Origin of the sequence: Paludibaculum fermentans (genome assembly GCF_051172195.1) — a bacterium.
In the GTDB taxonomy this organism is placed as follows: Bacteria; Acidobacteriota; Terriglobia; order Bryobacterales; family Bryobacteraceae; genus Paludibaculum; species Paludibaculum fermentans_A.
Genome location: NZ_JBPJAQ010000004.1, coordinates 59,230 through 82,410, shown reverse-complemented (window position 1 = coordinate 82,410; position 23,181 = coordinate 59,230). Strand labels below are relative to the sequence as shown.

General features: G+C 62.4%; 16 protein-coding genes. 8 read left to right on the top strand and 8 right to left on the bottom strand.

The annotated features are described in order from the left end of the window. Nucleotides 1-548: 548 nt before the first annotated feature. A complete protein-coding gene (locus tag ACR9Y2_RS37125; protein ID WP_435046970.1) occupies nucleotides 549-1,196 on the bottom strand; it encodes a hypothetical protein in 648 nt (215 codons plus the stop codon). A 151-nt stretch (nucleotides 1,197-1,347) separates the two neighbouring features. On the opposite strand from ACR9Y2_RS37125, the gene ACR9Y2_RS37120 reads away from it, so the two are divergent. After that, on the top strand, nucleotides 1,348-1,686 hold the full coding sequence (locus ACR9Y2_RS37120) for a hypothetical protein (RefSeq protein WP_435046969.1): 339 nt from the start codon (nucleotides 1,348-1,350) through the stop codon (nucleotides 1,684-1,686). Nucleotides 1,687-1,781: 95 nt separating this feature from the next. After that, entirely contained in the window at nucleotides 1,782-2,360 is a 579-nt protein-coding gene (locus ACR9Y2_RS37115) for a TIGR00730 family Rossman fold protein (protein ID WP_435046968.1), read from the top strand. Nucleotides 2,361-2,380: 20 nt separating this feature from the next. Here ACR9Y2_RS37115 and ACR9Y2_RS37110 read toward each other — a convergent pair whose 3' ends face one another. The 3 genes from ACR9Y2_RS37110 to add are packed head-to-tail and all read right to left on the bottom strand — an operon-like array spanning nucleotide 2,381 to nucleotide 6,305. Further along, nucleotides 2,381-4,612, bottom strand: a complete 2,232-nt coding sequence (locus ACR9Y2_RS37110) for a hypothetical protein (RefSeq protein ID WP_435046967.1) — start codon at nucleotides 4,610-4,612, stop codon at nucleotides 2,381-2,383. Then, nucleotides 4,609-5,349: a DUF3142 domain-containing protein gene (locus ACR9Y2_RS37105; protein ID WP_435046966.1), complete on the bottom strand. Its 741-nt coding sequence runs from the start codon at nucleotides 5,347-5,349 to the stop codon at nucleotides 4,609-4,611. Before ACR9Y2_RS37105 ends, ACR9Y2_RS37110 begins: the two co-directional genes overlap by 4 nt. Nucleotides 5,350-5,369: 20 nt before the next feature. Continuing rightward, nucleotides 5,370-6,305, bottom strand: a complete 936-nt coding sequence (add, locus tag ACR9Y2_RS37100; protein WP_435046965.1) for an adenosine deaminase — start codon at nucleotides 6,303-6,305, stop codon at nucleotides 5,370-5,372. 19 nt (nucleotides 6,306-6,324) lie between these two features. On the opposite strand from add, the gene glgB reads away from it, so the two are divergent. The 3 genes from glgB to ACR9Y2_RS37085 all read left to right on the top strand — a co-directional run bounded on the left by glgB (nucleotide 6,325) and on the right by ACR9Y2_RS37085 (nucleotide 11,298). After that, nucleotides 6,325-8,490 carry a 1,4-alpha-glucan branching protein GlgB gene (gene glgB, locus ACR9Y2_RS37095; protein ID WP_435046964.1) on the top strand — a complete coding sequence of 722 codons (2,166 nt, stop codon included), beginning with the start codon at nucleotides 6,325-6,327 and terminating at the stop codon, nucleotides 8,488-8,490. 95 nt (nucleotides 8,491-8,585) lie between these two features. Beyond that, nucleotides 8,586-9,509, top strand: a complete 924-nt coding sequence (locus ACR9Y2_RS37090; protein WP_435046963.1) for a hypothetical protein — start codon at nucleotides 8,586-8,588, stop codon at nucleotides 9,507-9,509. Between the two features lie 76 nt (nucleotides 9,510-9,585). Further along, on the top strand, nucleotides 9,586-11,298 hold the full coding sequence (locus ACR9Y2_RS37085; RefSeq protein ID WP_435046962.1) for an alkaline phosphatase family protein: 1,713 nt from the start codon (nucleotides 9,586-9,588) through the stop codon (nucleotides 11,296-11,298). A 45-nt stretch (nucleotides 11,299-11,343) separates the two neighbouring features. Here the strand turns inward: ACR9Y2_RS37085 and ACR9Y2_RS37080 are convergent, their stop codons facing one another. The 4 genes from ACR9Y2_RS37080 to ACR9Y2_RS37065 all read right to left on the bottom strand — a co-directional run bounded on the left by ACR9Y2_RS37080 (nucleotide 11,344) and on the right by ACR9Y2_RS37065 (nucleotide 18,144). Continuing rightward, nucleotides 11,344-13,848 (bottom strand): hypothetical protein, encoded by a 2,505-nt coding sequence (locus tag ACR9Y2_RS37080; protein WP_435046961.1) that lies wholly within the window; start codon nucleotides 13,846-13,848, stop codon nucleotides 11,344-11,346. A 127-nt stretch (nucleotides 13,849-13,975) separates the two neighbouring features. Then, on the bottom strand, nucleotides 13,976-14,263 hold the full coding sequence (locus ACR9Y2_RS37075; RefSeq protein WP_435046960.1) for a hypothetical protein: 288 nt from the start codon (nucleotides 14,261-14,263) through the stop codon (nucleotides 13,976-13,978). Nucleotide 14,264: 1 nt separating this feature from the next. Next, nucleotides 14,265-14,663 (bottom strand): GNAT family N-acetyltransferase, encoded by a 399-nt coding sequence (locus ACR9Y2_RS37070; protein ID WP_435046959.1) that lies wholly within the window; start codon nucleotides 14,661-14,663, stop codon nucleotides 14,265-14,267. Nucleotides 14,664-14,766: 103 nt separating this feature from the next. Then, nucleotides 14,767-18,144 (bottom strand): glycosyl hydrolase, encoded by a 3,378-nt coding sequence (locus ACR9Y2_RS37065; protein WP_435046958.1) that lies wholly within the window; start codon nucleotides 18,142-18,144, stop codon nucleotides 14,767-14,769. A gap of 124 nt (nucleotides 18,145-18,268) precedes the next feature. Here ACR9Y2_RS37065 and ACR9Y2_RS37060 point away from each other — a divergent pair, with 124 nt between their 5' ends. Genes ACR9Y2_RS37060 through ACR9Y2_RS37050 form a run of 3 tightly spaced genes read left to right on the top strand, consistent with a single transcriptional unit; the run spans nucleotide 18,269 to nucleotide 23,171 of the window. Beyond that, nucleotides 18,269-19,135, top strand: a complete 867-nt coding sequence (locus ACR9Y2_RS37060; RefSeq protein ID WP_435046957.1) for a sulfatase-like hydrolase/transferase — start codon at nucleotides 18,269-18,271, stop codon at nucleotides 19,133-19,135. Further along, the gene (locus ACR9Y2_RS37055) at nucleotides 19,132-21,279 is read left to right on the top strand and encodes an alkaline phosphatase family protein (RefSeq protein WP_435046956.1); all 2,148 of its coding nucleotides are present in this window, start codon (nucleotides 19,132-19,134) and stop codon (nucleotides 21,277-21,279) included. The genes ACR9Y2_RS37060 and ACR9Y2_RS37055 overlap by 4 nt, the downstream gene beginning before the upstream one ends. Beyond that, the gene (locus ACR9Y2_RS37050; RefSeq protein ID WP_435046955.1) at nucleotides 21,276-23,171 is read left to right on the top strand and encodes an alkaline phosphatase family protein; all 1,896 of its coding nucleotides are present in this window, start codon (nucleotides 21,276-21,278) and stop codon (nucleotides 23,169-23,171) included. The genes ACR9Y2_RS37055 and ACR9Y2_RS37050 overlap by 4 nt, the downstream gene beginning before the upstream one ends. Nucleotides 23,172-23,181: the final 10 nt, after the last annotated feature.

Here is a 23,181-nt window from a genome sequence, read left to right as displayed (position 1 = left end):
TTGAGATTGGAGGCTGTCATTGAGTTGGGGATTAGTTGATTTCAGGGTGACTCAGGGCTGTTATTCGCCAGAGCTGTCTCCAGCGGCGGAAGCCAACCTAATGCTTTCTGAGCCACCCACTTAACGGCGAAGCCAGCACGCTATTCAGCATGACCTGCCCATCTCGCTATGGCCACTTGCGAAATGTTCCGACGGCCAGGTACCCAATTGAGTTCATTCCCCTGCCGGGGTTTGAATGCGCCGTTCGTACGGACGGTGGCAAGTAGCACTCTCGGCCGTAGCCTGGCGCGGCGTGAATAGTTCCGTGGTAACTACCTGCACAATCGGCAACGGAAGCTACACACGAGCCAAGTGGTTAGCTTGGTCATGGGTGACACCTCCGGGCGAAGAATCGCCGTAAGCATCATAGCACGCTGGATTGGGAAGGCAAACAAAAACCGCTTATGTGGCTTGCAAAGATATCCGGCCTTTGTAAGACCGCACAAACGGTCTTCAGGCTACTGCCGGATAACAATAGCATTAGTATAATAGCAGACCCACAAAAGTTGTCAAGTAGCCTGTCCTAGTGGCGCGACACCCAAATCTCGCTTCGCACATTGTATCAGTTGCGGCCACAGCCTGTGGAGTTTGTCCCTCTCAAAATCCGCCCAGGCATCCAATTTCTCGTTCAGTATGTCAAACTCTACCCAAGAGTCTTTATAATCACTGAGAAGCTGGTTGGATTCGTCACTATTGAAGATTACTGAAAGGGAAAAGGCGTTAATGAACAAGAGTTTAGATTGAGTGGTTTTCTGAAAAGCTGTAGTGACCTTGTCAAATGCTTTGCGCTTATGCTCTGGCGTGAAGGTATTAATATTGGGGCTATTGTTCATGTAGTTTAAAGTCTGTGTGTCTGCACTTAATTCGCTCAGCGAGATTAGAAGCTCCTGGAGAGAATGGATAAGTGCTCCGTAAATTTCCTTCTTCTGATTCCAGCGCATTTGGTGGTGCCATAGATCACCGGACAATTTAGCTTCAACCGCCTTTTGGGCTGCGGTCACAGCACGGACCTCAGACAGGATTTCACTCAGATCCTCCTTGCGGGCGAAGTTTCGACCCTTCTCACCTGCATAGCCACTGCCCCAAGGCTTCCAGATTCCCAGTATGAGGGCGTTGAGCAAAGCTCCCGATGCGATATAGACGAGGTTCAAGTCCATCTTTTGCTCCTAACGACAGCCTACCACATGCCTGTGGATAACTTGCCCGAAGACCGCAGATGCTTAGGATTCCAGGCGGGTTGACGCAATTGGTGGATGTGTCAAACTAAATATATAAAGGTCGCACTTTTATAAACCAACATCCACAACAATGCAAGCTGAAGTTCAGAGGCTTGTAGAGGTTCGCCGGCAGATAGCGGAGTACGATGAGGCCTATGAGAAGGCAGTCGCTCCACTGAAGCTGGAACGGGACGCTCTACAGACCCAAATAACCGAGGAGCTGAAAGTGGCTGGTGTGTTATCCCAGCGCTTCCAGAACGCCACGGTTAGCCGGGCAGTTCGCAAAACTGTCCAGGTGCTAGACGAAACCAAGGCCGTGGCCTACCTAAAAGCAAAAGGCCTCACCGACTACGTTTCCGAAAGCATCAATAAACTCTTCTGGGATAGCGCCGCCAAGCAGATTGCAACCCGGGAGGGGAAATCCAATTAGGCTGTCCTCCTCTCCGTGTTTCCCTCCGTTGAACACCCTGGTGGACACCCTGCCCTGATTCGGCCCACTGCGCCATGGCATCCTGGGCATAGGCAATGATTCAATCTGTGTGTGTCTACTGCGGCTCCAGCGCCCGCGCTTCGGAGGCCTATTTCCACGCTGCCCGTCTCACGGGGCGTGTGCTGGCCGAGCGCGGCCACACTCTTGTCTACGGAGGCGCCCACGTCGGGCTGATGGGCGCGCTGGCCGATACCGCCCTCGCGCTCAACGGGCGGGTGGTTGGCGTGATCCCCCGGTCCCTGGTCGACAAGGAGGTCGCGCACAAGGGACTGACTGAGCAGCACGTGGTGGAATCCATGCACGTGCGGAAGGCGCTGATGAACGAACTGTCGGATGCTTTCCTCGCGCTGCCCGGCGGCTTTGGCACCCTGGACGAGCTGTTCGAGACGCTCACCTGGGCGCAACTCCAGTTCCACTCCAAGCCGGTGGGCCTGCTGAACATCGACGGCTACTTCGACGGCCTGCTCGCCTTCGCGCGCCGCGCTGTTGACGATGGCTTCATCCACCCCGCCCATGTCGAGATGATTCACGTCGGGACGGATCCGGGCGAGCTGCTCGACCGCATGGCCGGGTTCATCCCGCCGGAGGCCGGCAAGTGGTGGCGGCAGCCGTAGCGGCTAGCAGCCACAGACTGCTAGTACCGCACCCAGATGGGTGTTTTGCGGGCCCACTCGCTGTGGGCAAAGTTCAAATGAAGGAACTGAAACGCCGCCCTGGTCACCTTCCAGTCATCGTTGTCCGCACAGCCGTAGCGCGCCGCCCGCACGGTGAGAGCCAGTGCTTCGGGCACCCGCGGGTCTTCCTTGTGGCTCCGGGCCCACTCCACCGCCGTACCGCCCAGCGCCTTCAAGGCGCTGCCGGCCGCTCGCAAACGCGCGCGTTCCTCGGCCGCCTGCTGCAGGTCCGCCGCCGTCAGGAACGCCGGAGCGATCCACCTGCGCTGCACCGCGGCTTGCTGTGGTTCCGGCGCCGCATTCTCCAGGAAGCGGTCCCTTAACGTGAAACTGTCCACTCCGTAGTCCTTGGTATCCGGGCACCACCAGTTGTCGCGGTAATCATCGATCCGCCCCTCTCGCGTCGTACGCTCAGATCCAGCCCGGGCATAGGTCTTCGCCTCCGGAGCATGCAGCAGCAGAAATGCCGCCGCGAATCTCCTCTCCCCCTCATCCCGGGCGGTCTTCACGCCGGAAGCGAGAACCCCCAGGTCTGGCCGGACGGTCTCCAGAAGCGCGGCCGCGGCCTCCAGTTCCTTCCACTGCGAGGCGAACGCGGCCCTGGCGAACATTGTCAGCACCAGCCGCTTCCGCATATCCCTGGGCAGCCTCTGTCCTTGTAGGGCCGCTGCCCAATGGCGCAGAGGAACACCCTCGTTCAGTGCCAGGGCGCCGTCGGGATCGATGAGCGGTTTCCAGCGTTGCGGAGTTTCGCGCGGCCATTCCGCATCATCCATGTTGTCGGTTTCCAGTACGGGGACTCGCGGTAGGAATCGGAGGAACTCGTCCAGGGTTGGCGCCACTGTCATCCTGAGAGGTTGAAACAGGTTCCTGGCGCTGGCCGGCAGTTTCACAGGCCGTCCAGCCAGCAACTCGTCCAACTCCGACCTGCTCTGCGCCTTCCGGCCAGCCGCGACACTCAACCGCAGCCGGTGGTAGGCCACGGTGACAAACGCAGGCGATTTCGGACTCACTTCACGCGCGTCCTGCAGCAACTCGCTGATGCCTGCGTCTCGAGAGTTGGCCTTCTCCAGTGTGGCTACCAGCCACGGCAGCGATTTCCGCTCCCGCCACCGCGTCCACGCGTGCTGTGTCGCCTCCGGTGTGTCCTGTTGGAACGTATGGATCCAATCTGTCAGCTCTTCCTCTGCTGTCTCGGGCATGCCGGCCAGCGTGTCGAACATGCCGGTGTAATCCCACAGGTCTTCCCGCATGCTGCCGTCTTCATTCGGACCCGCCAACGACCGCGCCATCTCACGGAATGTTTCGGGCCGCTTCGCACCCAAATCGGCCCGGCGCAGGAGGGTACGAGTCATTCCGTGAAGCCGCGCCAGCCGCGGATCGCCCAGAATGGCGAGGCTCGCGTCACGCACCTGGGCCAGTTCGTCCTCGTTCCCGGCCCCGCGCAGCCGCGCCCGTATCGCCAGGTAAGCACTAATTTCACTCCACGGCGAAGCCGTATCGGCCGCAATCGACTTGAAGCCCTGGATTGCCTCCTGTGTGTGCCCGGCGTAGAAGTGCGCCGCGGCGATCTGGTAAGCGCGATCCTGCCTGAGTACCGGCGGCAAGTGCGCTTCCGGCTCCGCGGGCATCACGGCGGCGTTCATTTCGCAGTTCTGGAATACCTTCTGCTGCGCCACCATCCAGCTAAGGACGCCCGGATTCCGCGGCCCAAACTGTTTGCTGCGAGCTTCATAGGTATGCACCGCCGTTTTGAACGCATCCTCCGCGCAGTTGATGACCCAGGCATGCAGACGGGGTTGGTAGGCCAGCGGAGCCTCCACGGCCGTCTCCGCGGTTTTGGGCGCCGGTTGCTCGCCGTTTACTTGCGCGGCCATGCCGGTCCACTTTGCATACCAGTCGGTCTCGTCGTGGTCTGCCCGGCCGGTCGCCCGGTCCCTCCAGTAATCGCGGACGCCTTCCCGCTCGCGCTCCGTGAGGCCCACGCCCGAGATATACCGGTAGGCCACCACAAGGTAGGATTGCGCGTAAGTCGGACGGAGGACTCCCAGATCACCCTCGAGAAACCGGGTTCGCGGCAGATCGGGATGCCGTGCGTAAGAAAACACCGCCACGGGCAGAAACGGTCCGCAGTTCCACGCCACGCCCGCCGCGGCCAGCAGTCCGGCCAGTGTACAGATCGCCGCTTTCATCGCTTCTGCTCCAGCTTCTGAGTCAGTTCGTCCAGCCGGGTGTCCGGCTGCTGCCATCCCGTGAAGATGTAGATGCGCTGCCGCGGCGGGATCGCCGGCAGTTTTTCGTCCAGTGTCACGCCCAGGCTGTTTCGGCAGGCCGGGGCCGCGAAATCCCGGCCCGCCGCGAGCATGTTGCGCCACGCCGGATCCTCAGCGCCCATGCGGAACGCCATGGGCACTACCTCGTCTACCGGCAGGTCTTGCAGCCACGAATCCTGGCCGCACCACGACGCCAGCGCGGTGATCGACAGGAACACCTCCGGTCCCAAGCGGGCCCGCAAATCCCGCAGCAGTCCGCGGTAGTTCTTCAGTTCCGAAGCGGGCGCGTCGTAGTCGATTTGGACCGCCCGTGCCTTTGTCGTCTGGACGATCTTCATGACGGCCGCTGCCGCGCTGGCCATGTGACTCGCGCCCAGCCCGTAGGAGGAGAGGCGAACGACCGGCATCTCAAAGGCGCCAAACGCTGTTCGCAGGCTCTGCCGCCGCAGCTCGACACGGACGTGCCCATCCTGGCCCGGCCCCAGCATCGCCGCGTAGAAGGCCACGCCGACACGAGACTGATCCAGCCGCCGCAGGTCCATCGGCTGCTCCCACGCCCACACCATCACGGCGGGTGGCTTGGGTCCTGCCTGAGCGCAGAGTACCCACAGAACCGCGCCTAGAATCAGCGCTCCCGGTTTCTTTCTGGCCAGCATTTCACTCAAATTAGCGCAGATTATTGATCGCATGGAAAGCCGGCCACGGGGCCAAACGCGAACCGGAATCCGTTCGCCGCCACTGCCCGCAGATCCGCCTCTCCAAACCCGAACTCGTCCCGAGCAATCTCATACTCCCTAATCAGCGTCGTATGGAACATGGGCGGATCATCGGTATTCAAAATAATCGGGACCCCCGCGTCGTACAGCCGCCTGACTGGATGTTCCTTCAAGGAACTCACCGCGCCCGTGCAGACATTACTGGAGATCGAGACTTCGAGCGGTATCCGATGGTCGCGCAGATGCGCCAGCAGTACCGGATCCTCAACGGACCGGATGCCGTGTCCAATCCGTTCCGCGCCGCATTCCAGCGCCGCCCACACGCTGGCCGGTCCGACGGTCTCTCCCGCATGCGGAGCCAGATGCAGTCCGCTGGCCCGCGCATACTCGAACACTTCGCGGAACTGCTCCACCGGCCCGCCTGCCTCGTCTCCACCCACTCCGAAGCCCACGACGCCCCTGTCCTTCAACTCGACGGCGGCGCGCGCGACCGACCACACATGATCGAGTCCAAACTGCCGCACTGCGTCGAATATGAACCGGACTGGGATGGGGCCAGCCTGCGCCGCTGAGGCGATGGCGTCGAAGACCGGACCCAGTTCAATGCCGCGCCACAGCAGCACTCCGGCGCTGATGTTTATCTCGGCATAGCGTGCCCCCTGCCGTGCCAAGTCCTCCAACAGGCGCCGTGTGATCAATCCGAAGTGTTCCGGGGCTTTCAGATGCAGATTCACCCACTTGTAGCTCTGCAGGAATCCCAGGAAGTTTTCGTACTGATAGTGAGACTGGATTTCTTCCAGTGAAAGCGCGGGTTCGATCTCCTGCAAAGTCTCCGGTGTCACCGATCCTTCGAGGTGAACGTGCAGCTCGGCTTTATCCAGTGAAGAAAGGTCCATGAACTGACATAATAGCCGCATGAAGCCAGGTGAGTTGGATGCCCTCGTCGGCGGCTACCACGGTGATCCGTTCTCCGTTCTCGGTCCTCATCAGGAAGAGGACGGCTGGATTATCCGGGCTCTCCTGCCCCAGGCGGCCAGTGCTTCCGTACGCCTGCCCGACGATTCCATCATCCCGATGGAACGCATCCACGACAGTGGCCTGTATGCCGCGAGTATGAATGATGACCCGGGCGCCTACCAGATTCACGTCGAGCGGCAGCGCGGCGGTTCCGTCGAGATCGAAGACCCTTACCGGTTCGCCCCGCTGCTGAGCAGTTTCGATCTGCACCTGCATGCCGAGGGGACAAACTACCAGTCCTGGCATAGTATGGGCGCCCACCTCACCGCGGTGGACGGCATCCCCGGCGTGCGCTTCGCCGTCTGGGCGCCTAACGCCGAGATGGTCAGTGTTGCCGGCGATTTCAACCAGTGGGATACGGCCCGCCACCCGATGCGGCGGCGTGACAGCGGGATCTGGGAGCTCTTTCTGCCCAACATTGGCGAAGGGGAGGTGTACAAATACTTCGTCCGCTCGCGTATCTACGGCGTCTCCGGGCTCAAGTGCGATCCCTACGGCTTCGCCAGTGAGAAGCCGCCCAAGCAGGCTTCGATCGTCTGGAACCTGGACCGCTATCAGTGGTCTGACCAGCAGTGGATGGAGCAGCGCTCGCGCACCGATTGGCTGGAGCGCCCCATCAGCGTGTACGAATTACACCTGGAATCCTGGATGCGCAATCCCGACGGGGAGCCGCTGTCTTATAGAGAGTTGGCCGCGCACCTGATTCCTTATGTGAAGCGTATGGGCTTTACCCACCTGGAGCTGATGCCCATTGCGGAACACCCTTATTCCGGCTCCTGGGGCTATCAAGTCGTCGGTTATTTCGCTCCAACGGCCCGCTTCGGCAATCCGGATGATTTTTGCTTCTTTGTCGACCAATGCCACCAGAACGGCATTGCGATCATCGTCGACTGGGTGCCCGCCCACTTCCCCAAAGATGCCCACGGGCTCGCCCGCTTTGACGGCACCGCGTGTTACGAGCATGACGACCCGCGCCTGGGCGAACACAAGGACTGGGGCACTCTGATCTTCAACTTCGGCCGCAATGAGGTCCGAAACTTCCTCATCTCCAACGCGCTGTTCTGGCTGAAGCAGTATCACATCGATGGCCTGCGGGTGGACGCCGTTGCTTCGATGTTGTATCTCGACTACTCCCGCGAAGCCGGTGAGTGGATCCCCAATAAATACGGCGGGCGGGAGAATCTCGAGGCGATCGACTTTCTCCGCAAGTTCAACGAAGAGGCGCACACCGTACCCGGAGCCGTCACCATCGCCGAGGAGTCGACCTCCTATGCCGGCGTTTCCCATCCCGTCTACTCCGGCGGCCTGGGCTTCACGATGAAGTGGAACATGGGCTGGATGCACGACATGTTCGCTTACTTCAAGAGCGACCCGGTCTACCGCCGCTTCAACCACAATCACATCACCTTCAGCCTGCTCTACGCCTTTACGGAAAACTTCGTCCTGCCGATCTCGCACGACGAGGTCGTCCACGGGAAAGCATCGCTGATCGGCAAGATGCCCGGTGACGAATGGCAGCGCTTCGCCAATGTGCGTGTCTTCCTCGCCTACATGTTTGCCCACCCTGGCAAGAAGCTGCTCTTCATGGGCTGCGAACTGGGCCAGTATGAGGAATGGAACTGGCAGAGCCAGGTCCGTTGGGACCTGCTGCAGTACCCGTTGCACCGCGGCCTCAGCGACTTCCTGCGCGAGCTGAACTTCCTTTACCAGAATGAGCCCAGCCTGTACGAAGTCGACTACCACTGGCAGGGCTTTGAGTGGATCGACTTCAGGGACGTCGACAACAGCGTCATCAGCTTTATCCGCCGCGCGAAGAACCACGAGAACTTCCTGGTTGTCGTCTGCAATTTCACGCCGGTGGTTCGGTACAACTACAACGTGGGCGTTCCCACTGGCGGCGTGTACCAGGAAATCATGAATAGCGACTGGCAGCACTTCGGCGGCAGCGGCGTCAGCAACCCGGGTGATCTGCGGGCCAATTCCGGGAAAGTCCAGGGGCGCGAGAACTTCATCAGCCTCACGCTGCCTCCGTTATCCGTGACGATTTATCGCCGCGTTGGCTAAAACACAGCCAGCCGAATTATCTCTACCTGTCGAGGCAGGAACTTCGCGTGAGCGTCCGGCGTCTACCTTCGTGATCAAAACGGAGAGGAGGCCGCATGACTCCGCAGGGGCCGCCGATGGCCTATCGTTTCCTTCTTCGGCTGGCGAGCTTCGTGTGTCCCGACCACGCCCGCGCCGCTTGGCGTCAACAGTGGGAGTCCGGTCTGCGTGACTGGTGGATTTTGGCTGAACGTGGCGAACTTACCAATGAGGCCTCCGCCCTCGCGGCTCGTTTTTGCCGCGGAGCCTGGGCCGACGCCCTCGAACTGCGCTTTCGACGGGAACAACTGCTCCACGCACTGCGCGGACCCTGGTTCCCCATCTTGTGTGCCGTCTCTACCGTCGCCACTGCCGGGCTGCTCTCCCACGGCTTCCAGGTGATTCGCCGCGTGGCCGGCCTGATCCGGCACGCACCGCCCCTGCCGTTGAACCTGCGTCCACACATCCATTACGATCCGCGCGGCGATATTGTCGCGGCCTACCTTGCCCCGCTCGGCCTGGCGCTGCTGATCGCAGTGATGCTCCTGGTGATCAGCCGCCTGCCTGTCCGTGCGTCCGGCTGGCGCACCTGGGTGCACTTTGTCCTCAAGACCCTCGCCGTCCAGGCGGCTGTCATCGTGCTCTGGTTTGAAGGCGGTTCCGCCCTGCGTTCCGTCATCCAGTCCGAAGCGCTTCGCATCCTCGGCGGAGGCCTGGTGCTCGCCATTCTGTTCATTGCGGGATTCGGGGCGGCCACACGCTGGTGCATCAGCGACCAGCGAAGACGTTGCCCGGTGTGCCTGCGCCTGCTGGACATGCCGGTCTCCGTCGGCTCCTGGGGCAGCGTCTTCGAGCCCGCCACTACGGAATTGCTGTGCGCCGTAGGCCACGGCTCCCTCTCGCTTTCCGAACGCGACAACACAGGACCCGATCGCTGGACAGCCCTTGATGCCTCGTGGCGCGAGCTGTTCGAGAACGCGTCCTCCCCCGAAGCCCGCTAGGCCTCCCGTGAAGCCGCTTCCATGCCGCCCACCTCCCCAGCTATCGTAGGGGAGGTAACGCAGAACGGTTGTTGGCATGGTTTATTACGTACGGCATAGTCTGATTTCCTTCGCTCTATTCTTCACGACCTCGCTCGCCCTCAACGCACAGCGCGTCGTCATGGTCTCTCTCGACGGACTCGGGTACCAGGCCCTCACCAGCGACCCGGTTGCCCAGGAACTCACTGTTCTTCGCGACTCGATCGCGCGCGGGGCCTCCGCCACCGGAATGCAGGCCGCTTTCCCCTCCACGACCGCCAATTCCCACGCCGCGCTCTGGACCGGCTGCTACGGTGACGTGAACCACATCACCACAAACAATCCGCCGCTTCTGCCGCGCGCGGCGCATACGATCCTCGAAAGAGGCAACGGCTTCATGGCCACCCAGCTCGATTCTGAGGCCATCTGGGTCACGGCCGCCCGAGAGGGCCGCTCCGCCGTGGCGCATCAACCGACGCAGGGCTACCCATTCACGCCCATGAATTCGGGTCATGGAGCGATCGTCCTGAACGGCTATCAGACGCGCCTGCTGGCTCCGCACGGCCTCTTCACAGTGAAGAACACGGGTGCTCAACCGGACGGCACAATCCAAATCAAGCACGGCCCGCTCTCGCTGCGGGCCGAACGGCGCAATGGCGCGCTTCGCATCTCGGTTTCCGGATCCAAAGAGTTTGTGGACGTTCGCCCAGCTGCGGTTGAGACCGAACTGCCCCGCCAACGGCCGCTTGCCCGCTACTTCAGTGCCGGGCTTGCCATCACCCAGCCCGTCCCCGCCGTTCTCTACTTTCGCCTATTTGAGCTGACGCCTGCCTCGTTCCGCCTCTACATTTCCCCGGTGCAGGAATTGGCGATGACAGAGCCGCTGCCGGCCCTCTTCCGGCAGGCTGGTGGCTTCATCGGAAACGGCCCCGAAGCGCTGATGCAACAGGGCGCCCTGAGTGAGCCCGAATACCTGGAGGCGGTTGAACTCGTCATCCGCCAGATGACTCGCCACGCGGCCTGGCTGCATGCCCATTACCAGCCGCGGTTCTTCCAGGGTTATCTGCCTTTCCCGGATGAGTTCGAACACTCGTGGCTCGCCAATGCCCGCAACGGCCAGAAGTCGATGGAGGAGTTTCGCCGCTGGGGCTATGTGGCCGTCAATCGCGGAGCCGCCGAATTCGCCAAACTCGCCCGTAAATCCGATCACCTGCTGTGGGTCTCCGATCACGGAATGGCTCCCGTTACCCGCTATGTTTCGGTCCACGAAATCCTCCGCCGCGCCGGCCTCGGCGACAAGGCATCCTATCTCTACAATTCGATCCTGGTGAACACGACAGACTGGAAGAACGGTACCGTTTCGCCGGCTGAGCGCGCCAAAGTGGTCGAGCAGGCCCGCCAGGCGATGGCCGCGGTGCAGGAGAACGGCAAGCCCGTCTTCACGGCGTTCTTTACGCCTGAGCGTGACGGAGCGAAATACGGGATCGGCGGCCCTGCCGGAGGGGACCTCTACTTCGATCTGGCGCCCGGCTATGCTGCTTCGGGACGTCCGAATCCGGCCCTGTTCGATGCCAACACCAAACCCAGGGGCGTACATGGGTTCTTCCCCGGCCGGTCCGACATGCAAGCCATCTGTATCCTCCGAAGCCCGCGTGTCAAACCGGCCACCGCCTGGCCACAACTGCGCTCCATCCAGGTCGCTCCGCTGGTGGCCGACCTGTTGGGCATTAGCCCTCCGGTCAATGCAAAAGCGCCCTCGCCGTTGCATTGAGGGGTCCCATCGCCCCGATCGGGCGAACCGGAGATTTCAGCATCTCTATTTCGGCGCAGGGGTAGTTATCCCTTCGCCAGAGCGCACCAGCACGGCTTCGTTGGTATAGACACGAATGCCTTCCGGATGCTCCAGTTTCAGGGTTGCGCTGATGGGGATCGGGCCCTTGCTGCCTCCGGCTAACGCCGAAGTCGCGGCAATCAGCAGCAGTGAACCAAGTGCTACGAAGTCACTGCCCGCATAGAGGCGCCGCAAATGGCTGTGCAGGGCTTTCACCAGGTCCCCGCTATAGCGAGTGAGATTATGGATCGCCACTGCGGGTTTGTAGGTGTAGAGTGCTCGCAACTCGCAGGTCATATCCGCCAGGCGGACCATCTCCTCGATGAAGTAGGTGTCAGCCGCCAGCAGGGCGTTGAAATTGTGACGCTGCACCTGTACCTGGGCGATGATGCGCGCGACGTTCTTAGGGTTGTAGGTGGAAGCCAGATCCTGCATGCCCGCGGCCGCCAGAGCGTTCTGGAGTTCCGGCAAGGCTTGCCTGAGGCCCGGGATGGCCGAATTCAGGGCCTTGATGAGCATCTCCGAGCTCATGAAGTCGTAGGAGAGGCGGTGGGCCTTCACGTCCGTGTAGGGGGCGGAGTACTGGTAAGCCAGCAGCGGAAAGGCCGCGGCGGGCGTGCGGAAGCGCTGGAGGTCGGCGAAGTAGAGCGTGGGCAGCCAATAGCGGACGGCGGACTGCATGGCTCGCGAGATGCGGCACATGGTTGGGATGTACTGCTCGTCGCGGGAGTGGGGGGCCGTCGCCCAGAAGCCAGCGAAGCGTCCGGGCAATGTGAGGGTGAGCGTGGCCTGGGTGGGTTCGTTTGGGAGTTCGGGGCGGCTGATGCCATAAGCCTGAAGGACACGAAACCACGCTTCGTGATGGCCCGCGGCGCTCACCTTGCGGGTGTCCTCAAACGTCAGGTTGAAGTTGTCGTTGATGGGGCCGGAGTCGCGGGAGGAGAAGGCTGTCGCGAAGACCATGTTGCTGTGGAGTTCATTGGACAGCTGATGGAAGTCGCGGGCGGTGGAGTACCAGGTGATCAGGCGGCCGGCAGCGTCGCACAGGACCTCGCCAGTTGCCAAGGCGCTGACGCCGCTGCGCCAGGAACGGGCATCGAGGAAGGGCAGGTGAAGCTCGATGTGCCGGGTGCGCCGGACGTGGTGGGTCAGCAGTCCATGGCGCAATTGAACACCGGGTGCGGCTGTCCCGTAGAGCGCGGCCAGGTCACCGTTGAGTACCCGGTGCAGTTGTTCGAGGCCAGAGGTGGTCATTGAAAAGCTGGCGTCTACCAGGGCGGTGCCTCCGGTTGAGGATTCGAGCAGCAGTGAGAGCTCAGCCGGCAACTGCTTTTGGAGAGCCTCCTTGGCGGCCTGGTAGATGCGGTTACGAAGGGGGAGCCAGTCCACTGCGCGATCGAGCAGGGTTTGGGGGCTGAGGCCGACGCCGAGCAGTTGTTGCAGGCGCGGCAAGGCCCAGGAATCAGGGGTAAGGGGATCGAGTTCCTGCGCGGCCATCACGGGCAGGCGGCGGAGTAGTGCGAGGATGGCCGGGGCATCCCGCATGAGCTTGTCCGTGTTGGTAAGCCGGTCCAGCAGGGCAGCAGCTTTGTGGAGGCGGTCCCAGGTGTCGTCATTGGTGATCTGGACCAGGTTGCAGCCCGCAACGGACTCGATCCACTGCGCGGCTATGGAGCTGGCAAAGGCGGGGTCCCGATCGAGATATTGATGGAGGCGGTCCCGAAACGCGGCCAAGTTCGGGCAGTCGTTGGTGATGGAATAGCTCCAGGAGAGCAGTTCCGAGAGGCTGGCTGGTTCCGCGGCAGCTTTCCAGAGCACTGATTCAGCTCGGGCGCCGAACTGCTGGAATGCTTCGAAGAGGGCCTCCAGGGCGGAACCGGCAGCTCCGCACTCTTCGGCGATCCTTTTCCAGCGGACGCTGCCAATTTGGGCCAGGGTTCCGCGCAACCACTGCAGGGAATGGATGCCGAGGATGGCCTTCAGGAGTTCGTCGCTCGTTGCGGGCAGGACCGTGTCGATGTTGGCGGTAATGCTGGCTTTGGCAGAGCACTGGAGGGTGGATTCCGCGGCTTGGGCCAGGGTCAGGCGAAGCCAGGGTTCAGTGCCATGGTCGTCGCGAGTGAGTGTAGCCGTATAGGTGCCGGATAAGGTGGCGGCGAGAAGTGCGTCGCCGGTGGCGTCCAGGCAGAGTCCTGTGGTGCCCTGGAGAACGCCCCGGACCGCCTCGCGGAGCCAGTGAAAGTGGAATCCGAAGGGGCTCGGCGACTGAAGTTGCAGGTTGATACTGGACGTGGTGGTGAGGATCACGCCGGGCGGGCACTGGCCGGGGGCCGCGATCTGGTTGAGGGGCCGCAGGTAGGCGTGGGGGGCGAGCGGCGCCGGTGCCTGGACGGTGACGATCTGGCCGTTGAGGACGGCGCTGGCGAGAGTGGGGCACGCGGGGGCGGCCCCTTCAGCGCCCTGAGGCGCAAGGGTGGTATTCGGTTCCATGGGATTCTCCTGGTGGGGTTGCGCCTCGCGAGCGGGAGGCGCGTTGTGCTGAGCCGTCTTGAGTCTACGCCCTGAGACCCAAAGAAACGGGCCCTTAGGAGAGCCTGGAGCGCCGTCCGATTGGCAGCTAAAACGGCGGGATAGAAGAAGTTACGGACTTTTTCAGATTTATTTTGAAATGCTGTGACCGGCCTTGGCGGCGGGCGCGTTTTTTGAGCCAGTCGTTCATTTCGCCCAGGGAGGCGAAGAGTCCGGCGAAGCGCGGATCGTAACGATTGGGCGCCTGGCGTCGGCGGTTGAAGTCGCGAGCAGTGAACACGCAGCCGGCGGCGATGACTGCGGCGCCCATGGGCCGGTATTCGTGCGTGCCCTGGGCGACCGCCTGATTCTCTTCGATCCAGAGAGCGAATCCCATGTTAGCGGAGACCCCCAGGATCAAGCAGCCAGGCGGAGTTGTGCTGGGTGAAGCCGATGTGGGGGTAGTACTCGACGGCCTTGGGCGCGGCCAGCAGGACGATGCGGCAGGGAGCGGCCTCGTGGACCTTACGGAGCAGTTCCTTGCCGATGCCCTGGCGCTGGAGGGACTCCCGAACGCACAGGTCGCTGCAATAGGTGACGTAGGCGAAATCAGTGAAGCAGCGGGCGGCGCCCGTCAGGGTGTCTCCCTCCCAGGCGGTGACGAGGAGGTTGGCGTGGTCGAGCATCTGCCGGATGGTGTCGAGGTTGGCGACGGGACGCCGCTCGCCTAAGGTGGAGGCGTTGAGCAACTCAATGTACTCGTCGGGGGTCAGGCGGCGGTCGGTGCGGTACTCCATCCTACGTATTATCGGGCATGAATGGAGGTTCACGTCAGAGGCGGAGTCTCAGGGTGGTCCTGTTTGTAGAGATGTGTGAACAGGAGCATCCGGTCGGGGCCGGCTACTCGGGTGACTGACTCACAATCCTGACTGGGCCGAGCAGTCCGGAGGGGAGCAGCGGTGCGTCGGCGGGATAGAAAACCTGCGTGGTGTAGGTGATCTTCTGTGCGCCGGCCTGCTGGTCGCCGATGAGGCGATTGACCCACAGGTTGGCGACCTTCACTTCGAGGATGTTGGCTCCGGGTTTGAGTGCCGTGGTGATATCGACACGGAAGGGTGTCTTCCAGACGATGCCAAGCGATTTCCCGTTCAGGGTGACTTCGGCGAGATTCTGAACGTTGCCGAGGTCAAGCCAGAGGTGGGCACCCTTCTGTTGCCAGGTGTTCTGGGCCTGGAAAGTCTGGGAGTAGGTAGCCGTGCCGGAGAAGTACTTCACGCCGGGATCGGAATTCTCAGTCCAGGAGGCGAGGCGGTCCAGTGTGAGGTTGGCGGGGGCGCCGCGGCCGGGCTGGAAGGCGATGGTCCAGGGGCCCTCGATGGCGGCGAGGTTTGTTTCGGCCAGCTTGGGCAAGGTCCGGGCCGGGGTGGCCGCGGCTTTGCGGAAGACGATGAAGACGGCGTCGTTGGGCTCCAGGCGGAGGGGGACGGTGGTGCGTCCGGCGGCGATGGTGTAGGAGGCCGGGGTTATAGAGCCGGTCACGGGGTTCCAGATCTCGGCGGCCTTGCCTTCCACGCGGAAACTGGCATCCAGGGTTTCGACACGGTTGTTGCGGTTGTTTATCCAGTAGATTTCGCCGCTCGCCATCCGGCGATGGACGAACAGCAGATTCGTGTCGGCCTGGGGCTTGGTGTACTCGAAGTCGGGGGTAACCTTCAGGGCTTCCAGGGCGGCGGCGACGGACTGGCCACCGTAGACCTTGCCCTTCCCGACTGCGTGTTCTCCTGAGCCCGGCCCCCAGAGCTGTTCCACCAGGTTCTGGAACTCGGCCGCATTGTCGCTGAGGCTTGGGCTGGAGACAGGCTTGGGGCCGACGACGCTGGCTCCGGCATTGACCAGGTCACGGATTCTGCGCAGGACGGGCAGGGACATGTGGGTGCTGTTGGGGTCGAGCGCCAGAACGCGATAGCTCATTCCGCTGGCGGTGGTCAGACGACCGTTGGTGAAGGAGAGTTGGGTGAGCAAGGCATTGGGGCTGAAGTAGTCGAAGTTGAAGCCGCCGGGAATATCGGGAGCCTTGTTGCTGAACAGTGCGGTGATGTTGGAGTCCTCGCCGTAGAAGTAGGCCACGTCCGCGGCGAACTTGCCCTGCTGCAGCATATAGGAACTGCGGGCGAGATAGGTGGTCCAGGGTTTGGCCATCTCGGCCCAGGTTTCGTGACGCGTGAACCATTGGCCAAAGGGACCGAGGCCGAGGCCGGGGATCTTGTCATTGACGGGTTGATGGACGGAGGTGTGGATGACGAAGCGGTTCAAGCCGTTGGCGAGTTCCTTGTCGGCGGTGGGCTTGAGTTTCTCGGGCGACCAGGCCCAGGCGGAGCCTATGGCCGTCAGGGACTCAGCCGCAGCCAAATTCTGGCCGTAGATGTGGGCTACGGAGGCGGACTCGCGGATGTCGGCGTTGTAGCCGAAGGACTCGCCTGTCTGGCCCGGGCGGGGTGTCCACATGGCGCTCATGGGGACGTCGGCATGGCGTTTCATGTCCATGCCGTCTCCGATGAACGCGCGGCCATTTTCGTGTGCTTCCGTGTAGCGGCCCATACCGCGCGCTTTGAGGGAGGCGGTGAACTGGTCGTAGTGGTAGTCGGCCATGAGGTCGCCGATGGTCTTGCGGAAGTCCCACAGGAAGCTGTCCGAGGCGGCTGCGCTCTCCACGATGCGACCGGTGAGGACGGGGAGCCAGGGGTGCGGGTCGTAGCCGCGTCGTTTGGCGAATTCGGCAAGGATCTCGTCGGTCCAGTTCTGGGCGCCGGCTTCGTAGCTGTCAATAATGACGTACTGCAGGCCGCGCTTACCCATGAGGCCGCCGGTGGCGTCCTTGTACTGGTCGAGGTAGTTCTCGGCGTAGGCTTTGACGAAGTTGCGGTTGAGTTTGTCGACCTCGAGACCGGTGGCTTCAGGGGAGGCGGGGTGGTTGTTGACCCCGAGGAGGGAGTAGCCGAGGCGGACCACCATCCAGCGGCCGGCGGGCGGGGTCCAGGTGAGGGTGCCGTCTGCGCTCATTTTGGACGTTAGGTCGACGACATCGGTCTTGGCGATGGCATCCTGTGAGGCGACGGCGGAGGTCGCCAGTTGGTAGAGCGTCGGTACGGTGGAGAAGGCGGCCTTCTCCTGGAAGCGGTTGACGCGGGCTCCGGGGTGGAGGACGAGTTCGGCGATGCGGTGGGCGGTGGGTGCGCGCTGGGCCCGCATGCCGGGGATGTTCATGCCCTGGCCGCGGGGCGCTGGTTTCGGCGTCAGGAAGGTGACGCGGAAGAACTTCGCGGTGGCGGGCTGGAACGAGATGGTATTGGCGACGGAGCGGCTGAGCGGAATGGAGGCGACGCGGGTGAACTGGCGGCCGTCGGAACTGGATTCGAGGTTCAGGCCTGTGTCGGAGGCCATTTCGCCGAACGGGTTGCGGGCGGCGGAGTGGAGGACGAGAGTGAGGGCGCGGACGGCCTGGGGCTGTGCGAACTCGAACTGGACCCAGGCGTGTTCACCGACAGGGGCCAGCGGGAGTTCGACGTCCTTGGCGAGGTCGCCGTCAGTGAGGGTGGTGAGGTCGAACTGGCCGCCGCTGGAGGTGACCTTGGGCTGAAGTTCGGCGAGCAGCACATCGGAGGCCGGCAGGCGGAAGGCGACGACCGCGCTGTCGGCATAGTGCTCGGGCAGCTTGGGGGCTTCGGTATTCAACTGGAGGCCGCCACCTAGGGCACGGGGCATGTTCTGGTAAGGGCCGGAGACCGTCGGCGGGTGGGGGAGTTTTCCGGTAAAGGCGTGGCCGCCCTCGATGATGGTTTCGCTCCAGACGTATTTCTTCATGGCCTGGGCGGGCTGGACCCAGGGTCCGCCGCTTTCGCTCCAGCCGGGGGATCCGGCGATGGCCATTTCGAGGCCGAGTTTGTCGGCCAGGTTTGTGGTGAAGCGGAAGGCGTCCTTCCATTCCGGAGTCATGTAGACGAGGCGCTTGTCGACGATTTGAGGCGTGGAGAAGGCAGCGTCGAAGTTCTGGAAGCCGCCGATGCCACTGCGCTTCATCCACTCGAGGTCGGCCTGGATCCCTGGTTTCGTGATGTTGCCGTTCATCCAGTGCCACCAGACGCGGGGCTTGGCGGAATCGGGTGGTGTCTGGAAGCCCTGCTCCAGGGGATCGGTGATGGACGGGGCCGGACCTTGGGCGAGGCTGGCGGCGACGAGGGAGAGGAAGAGTGGGGTGAGAGCTTTAACCGCACTGGACATGGCGGATACCTCCGGTCGACACGGAACTCAATTGCGGGCTGGAGAGTATATATCACAATCGGATCAGCATGTCCTGTTCGTCCCGGGCGGGCCGCGTTCAGGGCGGATGTTATCATTGCCTGAGATGGCGCAGTCCCCCACGGCCCGGAAGGCCCACAATAACTACCTGCTGATTATTCTGGATAGCTGCCGCTACGACTCGTTCGTCCGCGCGCGGCCGAAGGTAATGCGGAGCCTTGGCAAGCTGGAGAAGCGGTGGTCGTATGCTTCCTGGACGTCGCCGTCCCACTACAACCTGTTGATGGGGTTGCTGCCACACACGAACCCGAAGCATGTGTACGCTTCGGAGTATTACAAACACGATATTCTCCGCTACAACGAGCGGCTGGGCGCCGATGACATTTCCTTTCGTTCGCTGGTGCCCCGGCTGAATCTGCCCACCTTCCTGAAGGATTCCTTAGGTTACAAGACACACGCGATGGTGTCGCTGCCGGTGCTGAATCCGAAGACCCCGCTGAATACGGGTTTCGACAGTTACCGGCTGATGGAGAAGCACAACGACATGCGCGCGATGGTGCATGAGCTGCGGTTCAGCGAAGAACAGCCCACTTTCTACATCCTGAACGTCGGGGAGACGCACTATCCTTATGCGCTGCCGCACGAACCGCCGGACGAGTGGCCGCGCATCTCGGGCGTCCATGGCGTCTTCAAGCACCTGGATGACGAAGTTGTGGGCGGCAAGCTATTGAAGAAGAAGGATAAGTTCTTCGATGACAAGAAGCTGGCGGAACTGCATGCGCGGCAGATCAAGACCGTAAAGTATATCGACAACGTCGTGGAAGAGATGTTCGACCTGCTGCCGAAGAACACCTATGTGACGATCACGGCGGATCATGGCGAGTTGTTTGGTGAGGATGGCTACTTTGGCCACGGCCCGATCTGCCATGAGAAGGTGTTCGAAGTGCCGTTTGTCGAGGGCAAGCTGAGATGAGGAGGCGGCGCGGGAAGACCCCGGCGCCGGCCAGCAGGCTCGGAAGTTCTGTCGCAACCTGGACCCTGTTGGCTGTGGCCGTGGCCGCGATGCTGGTCCCCCCGGCCGGGCGGGACGGACTGCAACTCTCCTATGTAGGGCCGGGGGCGGGCTTTGCCTTCATGGGCTCGTTGCTGGCGATGATCTCGGCCTTCTTCCTGACGGCGCTCTCGCTGGTGGCCTGGCCTGTGCGACTGGTGTGGAGCTTCATCCGCAGGAAACAGGGCTATCGCAAGGCGCAGGTCCGCAAGCTGATCTTCCTGGGTTTGGATGGGCTGGATCCAGTACTGACTGAGCGGTTTATGGCCGAGGGCAAGCTGCCGAACCTGGCGGCCTTGCGCGATAAGGGCAGCTACCGGCGGTTGCGGACCACCTTCCCTTCGCTTTCGCCTGTGGCGTGGTCGACCTTCGCGACGGGCGTGAATCCGGCGCGGCACAACATCTTCGATTTTCTGAACCGCAACCTGAAGTCTTACCTCCCGGAACTGTCGAGTTCGCGGGTGTCCGGGGCAACCAGGGTCCTGAAATTGGGCCGGTTTCGCATTCCGCTGTCCAATCCAATGGTGGAGATGCGCCGCAAGAGCCAGACCTTCTGGAAGATCCTGGGCGAGCACGGCATCGGGTCGACAATACTGCGCGTGCCCATCACGTTCCCGCCTGAGGAGTTCAACGGGCGCCTGCTGTCCGCCATGTGCACCCCGGACTTGCTGGGCACCCAAGGGAGTTTCACGCAGTTCACGACGCGGGTGGCCAGCGCCACATACGAAAGCGGCACGCGGTATCCGCTGGAGCGCGCCGGTACAGGTTGGCGCGGCATTCTGCGAGGTCCGGAGAATTCGCTGGTGGAGGGTGGAGCAGCAATGCAATTGCCCTTCGAGCTGCGACCCAGCGGCGGCGTGTTTGAGTTGGAGATCGACGGGCAGAAACATGTCCTGAAGCCGCAGGAGTATTCGCCCTGGTTGCAGTTGGCGTTTCCGGCGGCGCTGGGCGTAAAGGTTCGCGGCATTGCGCGCGTCATGATCACCGAGACCGCGCCGGAGTTCAGCCTTTACGTGACTCCAATCAACATCGATCCCGAGAATCCGGCATTGCCGATCTCGCACCCCAGCTACTACGCGACCTATCTTGCCAAGCTTCTGGGGAGCTACGCGACTGTCGGTATGGCCGAGGATACGTGGGCGCTGAATGAAGGCGTGATCGATGAGGATGCGTTTCTCTCGCAGGCGTACTCGATTCAGGAAGAGCGCGAAGCGATGTTCTTTAATGCGCTGGAGCGCACAAAGCGCGGCGTCGTCGCCTGCGTCTTCGACACGAGCGACCGAGTGCAGCACATGTTCTTCCGCCATCTGGATGGCCGGCTGCCGGCCGGGCGCCACACCGCTGTGATTGAACAGCTCTACCAGCGCATGGACGCGCTTGTGGGCCGGGCGATGCGCTATGTCGATGACAAGACCGCCATCTTCGTGTTGTCGGATCACGGGTTTCGGGCATTCCGCCGAGGGGTGAACCTGAATGCCTGGCTGCGCGACAACGGCTACCTGGCGATGCAACCGGGCTATGAGGGTGATGGCGCGTATCTGCGCGGCATTGACTGGAGCAGGACACGGGCCTATACGTTTGGGTTGGCCGGCGTGTATGTGAACCAGAAAGGGCGAGAGTCGAATGGCATCGTCGAACGCGGTTCAGAGACGGCGGAGCTATGCCGGGAATTGACGGAGAAGTTGCGCGGGCTTTGCGATCCGGCCGATGGGACGGTGGCGATCCAGCAGGTTTATACGGCGGGCAAGATCTACAAAGGGCCGTACCTGAATGCCGCTCCCGATCTGATTGTTGGCTTCAGCGACGGCTACCGCAGTTCGTGGGATGCCGCGCTGGGCAAGACCAGCGAAGCCATCTTCACGGACAATACCAAAGCATGGAGCGGGGATCACTGCATTGATCCGGTGCTGGTGCCGGGTGTGTTGTTCTCGAACAGGCCGGTGGACTCGATGGATCCCGGGATCGAGGACATGGCTCCAACGGCGCTGCATCTTTTCGGGGTGGCGAAGCCGGCCTGGATGGAAGGCTCGGCGGTATTTGGTGCGGTGCCCGAGGCGCAGGGATGAAGCTGGGCTGGCTGCTGTTGTTGGTGTTGTGCCTTTGGGGCTGTGGCCGGACCGAGGTGCGCGCGAAGCATCCGCGGATGATTGTGCTGGGTGTCGACGGCATGGATCCCGTGTTCGTCGAGAAGCACTGGGCCATGCTGCCGAACCTGGACCGGTTACGCCGGCAGGGCGGATTCCAGCGCCTGGCGACGACGAATCCTCCGCAGAGCCCGGTGGCGTGGTCGGCTGTCATTACGGGCCTGGATCCGGGCGGACACGGAATCTTCGACTTTGTGCACCGTGACGCGGCGACGATCACGCCCTACTCTTCGATGGCGGAAGTGGTGGAGGCGCGGCGGACATTCTCCCTGGGTCCGTGGATCCTGCCCCTGGAATCGGGGCAGGTGCGCAGCCTGCGGCAGGGTGCGGCGTTCTGGACCCTGTTGAGCGCGCAGGGCGTGCCGGCGCGGATCCTGCGCATGCCGGTGAATTTTCCGCCGGTGGAGTTTCCCGGCGAGAGCCTGGCTGGCATGGGTACGCCGGACTTGCAGGGTGGCTACGGGACGTTTACGACGTTTACGGCCGAGCCCGGGGCGATGGAACGAATAGTGCCGGGCGGCCGGATTGTGCCCCTGCGGATGCAGGGCCGGCACACGGTGTTGACGGTGGAAGGGCCAGTCAACGGCTTCCGGCGAGGTCATCCAATGTCTGCCGCGCAGTTCACCGCGGATGTCGATGAGGGTACGGATACGGCGTTGATTTCCGTGGGCGGCCAGAGGTTCGCGCTGCGCGCGGGCGAGTGGTCGCCGTGGTTCCGGTTGGAGTTCCCCCTGCTGGGGCCGGCTGCCAAGGCGCGCGGCATCGCAAGGCTCCTGCTGCGACGAGTGAAGCCCTCGTTGGAGGTGTACCTGAGTCCGGTGAATATGGATCCCAGAGAGCCTGCCCTGCCCATCTCGACGCCGAAGCAATTCAGCGCAACCCTGGCCCAGTCAGTAGGGCCTTTCTACACACAGGGGATTGCCGAAGATACTTCCGCGCTACGAGCCCATTCTTTGAGCCACGCGGAGTTCCTGCAGCAGGCCGGCCAGGTGATGGAGGATAGCATGACGCTGTTTCGCCACGAACTGGATCGCTATGAAGACGGGCTCATGTTCTACTACTTCTCGAGCGTCGACCAGCATGCGCACGTGCTGTGGGGCCGGTATGACGAAGAACTGGCGCGCATTTACCGGCGAGTCGATGAGGCAGTCGGGCTGGCGATGGCGAAGTTGGGCAGCGAGGGGACGCTGGTGGTGATGTCGGACCATGGCTTCTCGACGTTCGATCGCGCGGTTCACCTCAATTCCTGGCTCGCGCGGGAAGGCTTGCTGCAGTTGATCGAAGGAAGCCCTCGCGGAGACGATGAGTTGTTCGCGAACGTGGACTGGTCGAGGACGCAGGCCTACGCATTGGGGCTGAACGAGATTTACCTGAACCTGGCGGGGCGTGAGCCGAATGGCGCCGTTGCTCCTGGGGCGCACAGCGAGGCGGTGCTGGGAAAGATCCGCGAGAAACTGCTGGCGCTGCGGGATCCGCTAGACGGGCACCAGGTGGTGCGCGCGGTGTATACGGCCGCACAGGTGGCCACGGGCAAGCTGCCGGGCTACGCGCCGGACCTGGTAGTGGGTTACGAGCCGGGCTACCGCGCAAGCTGGCAGACCGCGCTGGGTGCGGTGCCGGAGCAGATCATCGTGCCGAATGAAGAGGCCTGGCTGGCGGATCATTGCATCGATCCGGAGTTTGTGCCGGGCGTTCTGTTCACCAATCGCAAACCGGTGCTGGAAAAGCCGCATTTGCGTGACGTCCCGGTGACGATCCTGAAGCAGTTCGGAGTAGCCGTGCCGGCGGCAATGACGGGCCATCCGGTGTTCTGAGACACTGAGG